This window comes from Rhodococcus sp. 2H158 (assembly GCF_053764755.1).
Genome location: NZ_JBSNCE010000007.1, coordinates 220,171 through 231,091, shown reverse-complemented (window position 1 = coordinate 231,091; position 10,921 = coordinate 220,171). Strand labels below are relative to the sequence as shown.

The 10,921-nt window shown below is 70.9% G+C and carries 10 protein-coding genes and 1 tRNA gene; 2 read left to right on the top strand and 9 right to left on the bottom strand.

The features are described from left to right. Positions 1–512 precede the first annotated feature (512 nt). The 3 genes from ACWPOB_RS09330 to ACWPOB_RS09320 form a co-directional block, all read right to left on the bottom strand. The gene (locus tag ACWPOB_RS09330) at positions 513–710 is read right to left on the bottom strand and encodes a hypothetical protein (protein ID WP_029547229.1); all 198 of its coding nucleotides are present in this window, start codon (positions 708–710) and stop codon (positions 513–515) included. A gap of 287 nt (positions 711–997) precedes the next feature. Next, positions 998–1,070, bottom strand: a tRNA-Thr gene (locus ACWPOB_RS09325). 65 nt (positions 1,071–1,135) lie between these two features. Beyond that, on the bottom strand, positions 1,136–2,323 hold the full coding sequence (locus tag ACWPOB_RS09320) for a DNA polymerase III subunit delta' (RefSeq protein WP_100057511.1): 1,188 nt from the start codon (positions 2,321–2,323) through the stop codon (positions 1,136–1,138). A 94-nt stretch (positions 2,324–2,417) separates the two neighbouring features. Here ACWPOB_RS09320 and ACWPOB_RS09315 point away from each other — a divergent pair, with 94 nt between their 5' ends. Continuing rightward, complete coding sequence (locus tag ACWPOB_RS09315; RefSeq protein WP_455400622.1) at positions 2,418–2,804, top strand: VOC family protein; 387 nt, start codon at positions 2,418–2,420, stop codon at positions 2,802–2,804. Positions 2,805–2,808: 4 nt separating this feature from the next. Here the strand turns inward: ACWPOB_RS09315 and ACWPOB_RS09310 are convergent, their stop codons facing one another. The 4 genes from ACWPOB_RS09310 to ACWPOB_RS09295 form a co-directional block, all read right to left on the bottom strand. Beyond that, positions 2,809–3,483 carry a helix-turn-helix domain-containing protein gene (locus tag ACWPOB_RS09310; protein ID WP_455400621.1) on the bottom strand — a complete coding sequence of 225 codons (675 nt, stop codon included), beginning with the start codon at positions 3,481–3,483 and terminating at the stop codon, positions 2,809–2,811. 32 nt (positions 3,484–3,515) lie between these two features. Beyond that, positions 3,516–6,455, bottom strand: a complete 2,940-nt coding sequence (gene topA, locus ACWPOB_RS09305) for a type I DNA topoisomerase (RefSeq protein WP_100057508.1) — start codon at positions 6,453–6,455, stop codon at positions 3,516–3,518. A gap of 135 nt (positions 6,456–6,590) precedes the next feature. Continuing rightward, positions 6,591–7,178: a hypothetical protein gene (locus ACWPOB_RS09300; protein WP_455400620.1), complete on the bottom strand. Its 588-nt coding sequence runs from the start codon at positions 7,176–7,178 to the stop codon at positions 6,591–6,593. 129 nt (positions 7,179–7,307) lie between these two features. Further along, positions 7,308–7,511 carry a cold-shock protein gene (locus ACWPOB_RS09295; protein ID WP_005248460.1) on the bottom strand — a complete coding sequence of 68 codons (204 nt, stop codon included), beginning with the start codon at positions 7,509–7,511 and terminating at the stop codon, positions 7,308–7,310. A gap of 391 nt (positions 7,512–7,902) precedes the next feature. Between ACWPOB_RS09295 and ACWPOB_RS09290 the strand changes: the two genes are divergently transcribed. After that, entirely contained in the window at positions 7,903–10,248 is a 2,346-nt protein-coding gene (locus tag ACWPOB_RS09290; RefSeq protein ID WP_455400619.1) for a DEAD/DEAH box helicase, read from the top strand. 9 nt (positions 10,249–10,257) lie between these two features. Here the strand turns inward: ACWPOB_RS09290 and ACWPOB_RS09285 are convergent, their stop codons facing one another. Both ACWPOB_RS09285 and ACWPOB_RS09280 read right to left on the bottom strand, forming a co-directional pair. Continuing rightward, complete coding sequence (locus ACWPOB_RS09285; RefSeq protein WP_455400618.1) at positions 10,258–10,602, bottom strand: Rv3654c family TadE-like protein; 345 nt, start codon at positions 10,600–10,602, stop codon at positions 10,258–10,260. Further along, positions 10,599–10,913 carry a TadE family type IV pilus minor pilin gene (locus tag ACWPOB_RS09280; protein ID WP_100059187.1) on the bottom strand — a complete coding sequence of 105 codons (315 nt, stop codon included), beginning with the start codon at positions 10,911–10,913 and terminating at the stop codon, positions 10,599–10,601. Before ACWPOB_RS09280 ends, ACWPOB_RS09285 begins: the two co-directional genes overlap by 4 nt. Positions 10,914–10,921: the final 8 nt, after the last annotated feature.

Below are 10,921 nucleotides of genomic sequence, written 5' to 3'. Positions count from 1 at the left end.
TCAAACTCTCCGTTGAAGACTCACAATCAAACCCCGAAGGGCCGATCAGTCATAGACATCGAGCCAAATCACCAGCAAAAAACTCAAACTAGCAAAACACTGACCACCACAGACGGAAGAATGCGGCGGTCAGCAACAACCACCCCCCGAAAAGAGGAGCGGTCGCACCAAAAAATATTTTGGCACTGACATTCATCGGCACACTGTTGAGTTCTCAAAGAACACGCACACACCATCACCCCACGAACCGAGGTCCGCGGCGTTCCGGGGCAACCGTTCCAGCCTACCCACACCACCCGGCGAAAACAAACCCGACGCGCTCGGTGGGATCGGCAACGGCCCAGAACCCTACCAGAAGATTCCGAACCGAACAATCAGGCGCCTGCGTCCAACCTCGTTGTCCCGAGCCCCTGCGGGCCGGGTCGGTGTCCGTGTCGCTCTGACCTGGAATAAGTTACGTGAACATTGCGCTCTCACCAAATCGCCTGGTCAGACCGCTTTTCTGCGCCGAATCAGGGCACCCAGTACTTCACGGCCAGCTCCTCCACGACGGCATCGCCCTCGGCGGCCTGCTCCAGCAGCGCCAGGTCGAGGTCGATGTCGATGAGCCGGGGGTTATCCCCTTCGGCGTCACCGAGAGGGCGCCCGCCGTCCTCGCCGCGCTGGCGCAGAATCTTCGCTCGCACCCGCTCTTTCAACGACTCACTCATAAGTCGAGTGTACTGAGGGGGCGCCGCCCGAGCGGGGTGCCGAGCGGCGAAGACCGACCTAGTGGTCGTCGTCGCGCCGGCGGAACACGCGCATCGCGGTGGGGATGAGAACGACCAGGGCGCCGACGATCAGAACGATCGAGAAAATTTCCAGAAGCACACGTGCCATCATCCGGCACGGAGGGCGCCGGCGGGCAACTTCGTCGTGGGTGAGCGGACCGGAAGGGTCCCCCCGGTCGACGAAGGCCCTCCACCCGTCTTCCGGGTGAAGGGCCTTCGTCGCTCCGAGCTGCCTGCGAGAATCGAACTCGCGACCTTTTCATTACGAGTGAAATGCTCTACCGACTGAGCTAAGGCAGCGTGCCTGACGGCGCGCACGAGTTTAGCGCCTACCCCCCTGTCCAATGCAAACCACGCCTCGCCGCCTACCGGAATGCCGAGCTCAGCCGGGACGCCATGGCGGCCACCGCGAAGCGCGGTTTGACGTTCTGTGCGAGGACCTCCCGGCATTCGAGGATCGCCTCGATGCAGGTCAGCAACGCCTCCGGCCGGGCCCGCGAAGCCAGGTCGGAGGCGCGCTCGGCCATGTCGGGATGGTTGGCGGTGCCGGAAGCGCCCAGGGAACGTGCCAGCGCATCCCGGTAGAGACCGGCGAGATCGATGAGGGCGCGGTCCATGATGTCGCGCTCGGTCCGCGTGCGCCTGGACTTCTGGGTGCGTTCGAGGTCCTTGAGGACGCCGGCCGCACCGCGGAGCGCCCCGGCGGCGCCCTTGCCGGTGCCCCCGGCGCCGAGAGCCGTCCGGAGTTCCTCGGTCTCGCGTTCGTCGCGCGCGACGCTGATCTCCTTCGCCTCGGCCTCGGCACGCTGGACCAGCTCGTCCGCGGCGGTGTACGTGGTCGCGGGGCGGAGCACGGCTTCGGCCAGATCCAGCGCACGCCGCCGGCTGGCGCGGGCGGACTCGTCGGTGGCCAGACGCCGGGCACGGCCGACGTGGCCGCCGCTGATCGACGCCGCCCAGCTCGCGGTCTCGGCGTCGAGCCCGTCGCGTTCGCGCAGGACCCGGGCGATCGCGTCGGTGCTGGGCGTGACGAGCGCGACGTGCCGGCATCGCGAGCGCAGGGTCACGGAGATGTCCTGCGGATCGATCGACGGCGCGCACAGGAGGAACACCGTGCGTTCGGGCGGTTCCTCGACGACCTTGAGCAGCGCGTTCGCGGCGCCCTCGGTGAGACGGTCCGCGTCCTCGATCACCACCACCTGCCACTGCCCGGTGCTCGGGCGACGCGAGGCGGTCCGGACGATGTCGCGCATCGCCTTGACGCTGATCGTCAGCCCCTCGGGGATCACCCGACGGACGTCGCCGTGGGTGCCGGCCATGGTGGTGCTGCACGCGTGGCAGTGGCCGCAGCCCGGTGCGGTGGCGTCGGTGCACTGCAGGGCGGCGGCGAAGCAGAGCGCGGCGATCGACCGCCCGGAGCCGGGGGGCCCGGTGAACAGCCACGAGTGCGTCATCCGAGAACCGGCTCCGCCCCCGCGCGCGGCGGTGGCCGCGGCGGTCAGTTCGGTCTCCACGTCGCGCTGGCCGACGAGACGTTCGAAGACACCGGGCATGGCCTCAGCGTAGCGACCGGCTCCGACGCGGCCGGTGCGTCGGCCGTCCGAAACCTTCAAGACGGCGACGTCGCGGCGGCCTAGCGTCACGGTCATGACTGCACAACTCGCGCTGGTCGGGCTCGTCGTCGCCGACATGACCCGTTCCTTCGACTGCTATCGCCGCCTCGGGCTGGACCTGCCCGCCGGCACCGACGAACCGCACTACGAGACGACGCTGCCGGGCGGACTCCGCCTGGCATGGGACACCCTCGAGTCGGTCCGGTCCTTCCATCCGGGCTTCCGGCCGGGGACCGGTGGTCCTGCACTCGCGTTCGACTGTGGTTCACCGGCGGGTGTGGACGCGACGTACCGCGATCTGCTGGAGGCGGGATGCACGAGCGTGCTCGAACCGTGGGACGCGTTCTGGAAGCAGCGGTATGCGAGCGTGCACGATCCCGACGGGCACAGCATCGAACTGTTCGCGGCCTTGCCCGCGTGACCGCTCAGCGAACGAGCGCGCCGAGCGTGACGCCGGAGAGGGCGCGTACCTCCCGCGCGAGGTGCGCCTGGTCGCTGAAACCGCACTCGGCCGCGACGTCGGAGAACGGTCGGCCGGCACGCGCGAGACCGACCGCGCGACGGAACCGCAGCACGCGGGCCAGCGTCTTCGGACCGTAGCCGTAGGCCCGCAGCGCGCGACGGTGCAACCGCCGCGCACTCCAGCCCATCGACGTCGCCACCTCGGCGACGGACGCTCCGGCGCCGAGCCGCGACGCGATGCCCGTCTCGACGCTGCGGTCGACGCCGTCCAGGCGGCGCCGCGTCTCGCGCAGGAGCGTACCGAGCGGGTCGGACTCCGCGGCCGACACCAGGCGACGAACGTACGCCTCGGGCCGGATGCGGTCCAGCGGTACGCGCGCGTCGCGCAGCTCGGCCGCGTCCACCCCGAGCACCGCCGGCCCCACCCCGGGACCGAACCGCACCGCAGTCAGGTCCCGGCGGGTGCCCAGGTCGGAGAACTGGGCGCGGGTATCCGGTCCGGCAACGAGGAAGCCGTCCTCGTGCCAGATCAGGTCCGTGCAGCCGTCGGGCAGCACGGACGTTCCGGCCGTACCCGCGGTCCTCGTCGCCGTCCACACGAGCACGCCGGGTATGCCGGACGCCGCCTCGCGGTACACACGGCGAGGATAGGCCGCCGCACCTGGGAGGGTCACTCCTTCTTCGCGGCGGCCTTCTTCGCGGTCGTCTTCTTTGCCGCGGTCTTCTTGGCGGCCGTCTTCTTGGCCGGAGCCTTCTTGGCCGCGGTCTTCTTCGCGGTCTTCTTAGCCGGGCCCCGGGCGCGACGATCCGCGAGCAGCTCGGAGGCGCGTTCGTCGGTGATGGTGTCGACCTCGTCGCCCTTGCGGAGGCTGGCGTTGGTCTCGCCGTCCGTGACGTACGGGCCGAAGCGACCGTCCTTGATCACCATCGGGCTGCCACTGACCGGGTCGGTGCCCAGCTCCCGCAGCGGCGGCGTGGCGGCGGCCTGCCGACCGCGGCGCTTGGGCTCGGAGTAGATCTTCAGCGCCTCCTCGAGGGTGACGGTGAACATCTGCTCCTCGTCGGCCAGCGACCGCGAGTCGGTGCCCTTCTTCAGGTACGGCCCGTAGCGGCCGTTCTGGGCGGTGATCTCCTCGCCCGTCGCGGGGTCGACCCCGACCACCCGTGGCAGCGACAGCAGCCGCAGGGCGTCCTCGAGCGTCACCGTCGACAGTTCCATCGACTTGAGCAGCGAGGCCGTGCGCGGCTTGGGGCCGGCCGCCTTCTTGGCGGCCTTCTTCGCCGGCGCTTTCTTCGCGGCCGTCTTCGTCGCGGTGGCGGTGCCACCCTTCGCGGCCGCCGCGGTGCCGCCCGCCGAGGGTGCTTCCTCGACCGGAATGGGCGTGATGTCCGGTTCGGGCTCCGGCTCCGGTTCGCGCAGCAGCTCGGTCACATACGGACCGAAGCGGCCCTCCCGCGCGACGATCTCGTTGCCGCTGGCCGGGTCGACGCCGAGGACCCGGCCCTCCTGCGGGGTCGAGAACAGCTTCTCCGCGTACTCGAGCGTCAGCTCGTCCGGCGGCAGGTCGTCGGGCAGGTTCGCCCGCTGGGAGACCGGTTCCCCGTCAAGAACGTCGGGATTGGGGACCATCCGCTCGAGGTAGGGGCCGAACCGGCCGACGCGCACGTGGATCTCCCGGCCCTCGGCGTCGTCGAACAGCCGGATCGAGTTGATCTCGCGGGCGTCGATGTCCTCGAGGTTCTCCCCCACCATCTTCTTCAGGCCGCCCTCGCGCGCCACCGAGTTCTCGGCGCCGTGGGCACCACCGAAGTAGAAGCTCGTCAGCCAGTCGGTGCGCTGCTCGTGGCCGCCCGCGATCTCGTCGAGGTCGTCCTCCATGGCGGCGGTGAAGCCGTAGTCGACGAGGCGTCCGAAGTGCGCCTCGAGCAGCCCGATGACCGCGAACGCCACCCACGACGGGACCAGGGCGCTGCCACGTTTGTAGACGTAACCGCGGTCGAGGATGGTTTTGATGATCGACGCGTACGTCGACGGCCGGCCGATGCCGAGATCTTCGAGCGCCTTGATCAGGCTGGCCTCGGTGTAGCGGGCCGGCGGGTTGGTCGAGTGGCCGTCCGGATCGAGCTCGGTCGCGGTGACGCGCTGTCCCTCGGACAGGTTGGGCAGCCGGGACTCGGCGTCGTCGGACTGGCCGCCGGCCTCCTCGTCGACGCTCTCGACGTACGCCTTGAGGAAGCCCGGGAAGGTGATGGTGCGTCCCGACGACGAGAACGTGCACTCCTCGCCGCTCGCGGCGGTGCCGGTGATGCGCAGCGTCAGGGTGGTACCGCGCGCGTCGGCCATCTGGGAGGCGACGGTGCGCTGCCAGATGAGCTCGTAGAGCCGGTACTCGTCGGTGTCGAGGCGCGAGTGCAGCTCGCCGGGCGTGGCGAACACGTCGCCGGCCGGACGGATCGCCTCGTGCGCCTCCTGCGCGTTCTTCACCTTGCGGGTGAACTGCCGCGGGGTGGCGTGCACGTACTGCGCGCCGTACAACTCGGTGGCCTGCGCCCGGGCGGCGGAGATCGCGCTCTCGGACAGGGTCGTCGAGTCTGTACGCATGTACGTGATGTAGCCGTTCTCGTACAGGCGCTGCGCGATGCGCATCGTGCGCTCGGACGAGAACCGCAGCTTGCGGCCCGCCTCCTGCTGCAGGGTCGACGTCATGAACGGCGCGTACGGCTTGCGGGTGTACGGCTTGCTCTCGACCGACGTCACCGTCAGGTCGACACCGTGCAGGGCGTCGGCGAGCCGTCGCGCGTACGCCTCGTCGAGCACGACGACGCCGGTGGACTTGAGCTGCCCGTCGGGTCCGAAGTCGCGGCCGGCCGCGACGCGGGCGCCGTCGACACCGACGAGGCGGGCCCCGAACGAGCGAGGGCTCGCGTCGGCGCCGGCGTCGAGCGTGGCGGCGATGTCCCAGTACGTCGCGGACCGGAAGGCCATGCGCTCGCGTTCGCGCTGCACGATGACCCGGGTGGCGACGGACTGCACGCGGCCCGCCGACAACCGCGGCATGACCTTCTTCCACAGCACCGGGCTGACCTCGTAGCCGTAGAGGCGGTCGAGGATGCGGCGGGTCTCCTGCGCGTCGACGAGGTTGTTGTCGAGGTCGCGGGTGTGTTCCGCGGCGGCCCGGATGGCCGGCTCGGTGATCTCGTGGAACACCATCCGGCGGACCGGGACCTTCGGCTTGAGGGTCTCGAGCAGGTGCCAGGCGATGGCCTCGCCCTCACGGTCGGGGTCGGTCGCCAGGTACAGCTCGTCCGCGTCCTTCAGCAGCCCCTTCAGTTCGGTGACCTTGGACTTCTTCTCGGGACTGACGACGTACAGCGGCTCGAAGCCGTGGTCGACGTTCACGCCGAGCCGGGCCCACGACTCGCCCTTGTACTTGGCCGGCACGTCGGCGGCACCGCGCGGCAGGTCACGGATGTGCCCGACGGACGCCTCGACGACGTAGTCACGGCCCAGGTAGGGCGCGATCTTCTTCGCCTTGGTCGGGGACTCGACGATGACGAGCCGACGCGTGCCCGACGAGCCGTTCGACGTGCTGTTGTCCCGTGCTGCCACAGCGCTGCCCGCACCTTCCCTGTTTGCTGACATGTCGTGCTTCTCCCCGACATGTATACCGACCCGTTCCCCGGACGCGGCCATACACAGGGTCGCACACCTGCGACGGAAGGCCCGTCACGTGTGATGCGGCGCCTACCGCACGCGCGGCCAGATCTGCCGCGCGCGGGGGTCGTCCGGCGGTGCCCCGATGTTCTCGACGAGACGCATCAACCTGCGTCGCCCGGACACCCGCAGGCCCGGTGCGGCGCCGCGCGTACCGATCAGCGTCGGCGCGATCCCGGCGCGCATCAGCGACTGGGCCAGCACCGCGTGGGTGTCCGGGGCGTGCGGATCCAGCCCCAGCACGTAGCGCTCGCCCTCGGCCTCGGCGCGGCCCGCCGCGAGCACCCATGCCCGCAGGGCTCGCGAGCCCGGCACCCATCCCGCCGGCACCGCCTTCACCGCACCCCGTGTCCATTCGGCCGCCACCGGGACGAGTTCCGGTAGGGCGGCGGTGCGCACCAGCGGGTGTCCCTCGTCCGTCCGGGTGACCTCCGGGGACAGCGCGGCCTGCGCCATCAGCTCCGCGATCGCGTCCGCCCGCCACGGCTCGTCCACGACCACGGAGATCCGTGCGCCGTCACCGGAGACCACCGCGTGGCCGTGCGCGGCCAGCAGGCCGCCGAGGTCGGCCGGGTCCGGGGGCATCTCCTCGGCCCCGAAGAACGACAGTTGGCTCACTCACCCGCCCTTCCTCCGCTACCTGCCGCAGAAACAGATCGTCCCCCCTCACCGATGGTGACGGGGGACGATCGAGGCTTCGGTCCCTGCGGACCGAGTCACGTCAGGCTCCGGCAGGAGCGTCGACGATCAGACCGCGCGAACGCCGGTGGCCTGCGGACCCTTGGTGCCCTGGCCGACCTCGAACTCCACGCGCTGGTTCTCCTCCAGGGTGCGGAAGCCGCTGCCCTGGATCTCCGAGTAGTGGACGAAAACGTCGGCGGAGCCGTCCTCGGGAGCGATGAAGCCGAAGCCCTTCTCCGCGTTGAACCACTTCACAGTGCCCTGTGCCATGCTTTTCCTTCTCTTTCTAACACCGGATGCGGCGGTTCGCGGGCGAGCGAGCCGCCGGGCCGGTTCCGACCGCTGTACTTCTTGATCCCCCCACAGGAAGAGCAAAGCACCGCGCTCGCAACCATCGATCCTGCGAGCCGTGCACTTTCTCAAGTCACCGAACACAGAAGCTGCGACCGATGTCAGTGAACCACGTTCCGGGCGCCGACAACAGTAGGCGGGCGCACAATTCGCCCGAAAATTTGATCTTGTATATCCCGACGGTAGGATTACTCGTCGGTACGGTTACGTCGATGTTACCCCGCGCGCGACCGGACACCGACCGAACGCCGGGAGCGATGGCCTACTACGCTGGTTTCCCATCCCGACCGCATCCTCCGGAGTACCCAGTGTGACCAGCTCGCCGCACCGCCGTCCCGTCGGCGACGGGCCGTCGAGCTTCGGCCACGAACTGCTCGAGCGGGTGCTTGCCGGCACGCCGGCCTCGGAGCATCCCCTCACCCACAGCGCGGACCTGCCCGCCCGCGACGTTCGCCACAGCGACTGGCCGGACTGGGCGTCCGACGCCGTCGTCCGGGCTCTGCGCGCCACCGGCGTGCCCCGGCCGTGGAGCCACCAGACAGAGGCCGCCGACCTCGCCGCCGGCGGGGAGCACGTCGTCGTCTCCACCGGCACCGCCTCGGGCAAATCCCTCGCCTACCAGCTGCCCGTGCTCACCGCCCTCGCCGAGGACCCGCACGCCACCGCGCTGTACCTCTCCCCCACGAAGGCGCTCTGCGCGGACCAGTTGCGCGCCGTCACCGACGTGACCGCCGCCGAGCCCGAACTCGGTCACGTGCACGCGTGCGCCTACGACGGCGACACCTCCACCGAACTGCGGCAGTGGGCGCGCAGCCACTCGCGGTGGATCTTCACCAACCCCGACATGCTGCACATGTCGATGCTGCCCGGGCACGCCCGCTGGTCCCGGTTCTTCCGCCGGCTGCGCTATGTGGTGGTCGACGAGTGTCACTCCTACCGCGGCGTCTTCGGCTCCAACGTGGCTCTGGTGCTGCGCCGGCTGCGGCGGATCGCCGCGCGCTACGGCGCCCGGCCGGTCTTCGTCCTCGCCTCCGCCACGACCGCCGACCCCGGCGCCGCGGCGTCCCGGCTCGTCGGCGCGCCCTGCCGGGAGGTGACCGAGGACGGCTCCCCGCACGGACCTCGCACCGTCGCGCTGTGGGAGCCGCCGCTGCTCGAGCAGGTGACCGGCGAGAACGGTGCCCCCGTGCGCCGCGCCGCCGGAACCGAGGCCGCCCGCATCCTCGCCGACCTCGTCGTCGAGGGTGCCCGCACCCTCGCCTTCGTGCGGTCCCGGCGCGGCGCCGAACTCACCGCGCTCGGCGCGCAGCGGCTGCTCGCCGAGGCCGCCCCCGAGCTCGTCGATCGGGTCGCCGCCTACCGCGCCGGTTACCTCGCCGAGGAGCGCCGCGAGCTCGAGGCGGCCCTGGCGGACGGCCGGCTGCTCGGTGCCGCCAGCACCAACGCCCTGGAACTCGGCATGGACATCGCCGGCCTCGACGCCGTCGTCGTCGCCGGATTCCCGGGTACCGTCGCGTCGTTCTGGCAGCAGGCCGGCCGGGCCGGGCGCCGCGGTGCGGGATCGCTGGTCGTGCTCGTCGCCCGCGACGATCCGCTCGACACCTACCTCGTGCACCATCCGGCGGCGCTGCTCGACAAGCCCGTCGAGGCGACGGTCACCGATCCCACCAATCCGTACGTGCTCGGCCCGCAACTGCTGTGCGCCGCACTCGAGCTGCCGCTCACCGACGCCGAGGTCGAGGAGTTCGGTGCGGCCGACGTGCTCGCCGCCCTGGCCGCGCAGGGAGCGATCCGACGGCGCCCGCACGGGTGGTTCGTCACCCCGGACACCCGTCCGCACTCCGACATCGACATCCGCGGCGGCATCGGCACCCAGATCGCCATCGTCGAGTCGGACACCGGACGGATGCTCGGCACCGTCGACGGCGGCCGTGCACCGGCGACCGTGCATCCGGGAGCGGTGTATCTGCACCGCGGCGAGTCGTTCGTCGTCGACGAGTTGCACCTCGACGACGGGATCGCGCTCGTGCACGCCGAGGACCCCGAATGGTCCACCTCCGCGCGGGAGATCACCGACATCGTCGTGACCGCCGTGGCGGAGCAGCGCTCGCTCGGGCCGGTGACCGTAGGCCTCGTCGAGGTCGAGGTGACCCATCAGGTGGTCTCGTACCTGCGACGGCTGCCGTCCGGCGAGGTGCTCGACAGCACCGACCTCGACATGCCGTCCCAGTGCCTGCCGACGCGCGCGGTGATGTACACCGTCACCCCCGAACTGCTCGACCGGTGCGGGATCGGACCGGAACGGGTACCCGGCGCGCTGCACGCCGCCGAGCACGCCGCCATCGGCCTTCTGCCGCTCGTGGCGACGTGCGACCGCTGGGACATCGGCGGCGTGTCCACCGCGGTGCACCCGGACACCGGGCTGCCCACCGTCTTCGTCTACGACGGGCATCCCGGGGGCGCCGGTTTCGCCGACCGAGGGTACGCGCGCATCGCCGAGTGGCTCGGTGCAACCCGCGCGGCCGTGACGGCCTGCGAATGCGCCGCCGGTTGCCCGTCGTGCGTGTACTCCCCCAAGTGCGGCAACGGCAACGACCCGCTCGACAAGGCCGGAGCGGTCGCGTTGCTGGGCGCGGTGCTCGACGCCCTCGCCTGACCTCGCGCCTCACTCGGCCGGCCCCGCCCGCGCGATCGCCCGGGCCTGCCGCCCAGCCGGCAGCGACACCTCGGCCCCGACCTCGACGACGGCGTCCCAGCCGTCGACGGTGCACGAGCGCACCTGCACCCGCATCCGCGCCGCGATCCGGTCCGCCTCCGAGCATGCGGTGCCCGACCCGCGATCGAGCGCACCGGCCACCGCCAGGGCCGCCAGGTCGGCCGCCGCCTGCGCCCGATGCCGCGTCGCGACCCCCGCACCCATCTGCACGAGCAGCCCGGTGACCACGATCAGCGCGACCGCGACGAAACACCCCACCACGCTCGCACTACCCCGCTCGTCCCCGAATGTCACTGCACCACTTCCGGTTCGAGCACGGCCACCGCCTCCGCCGTGAGGGTCACCATCGGCAGCAGCGGACCGTCCGCCGTCACCGTCGCCACGACGAGGTCACCGTCGGGGCGCACGGAGATCCGTGCGCCCTCCGGAGCGACCCGCGCCGCCACCTCCACCGCTCGCGCCCCGTCGCCGCGAGCCGCGAGCCGGGCGGCCTCCCGCGCCGCGTCCTGACACCGGAGCTGATTCGAAACACACAGCACCGCACCGAGACACAGCACGAGAACACTCACCAGCGCGGTGAGGGCGATCGCCGCCTCGACGGTCACCCCGCCGT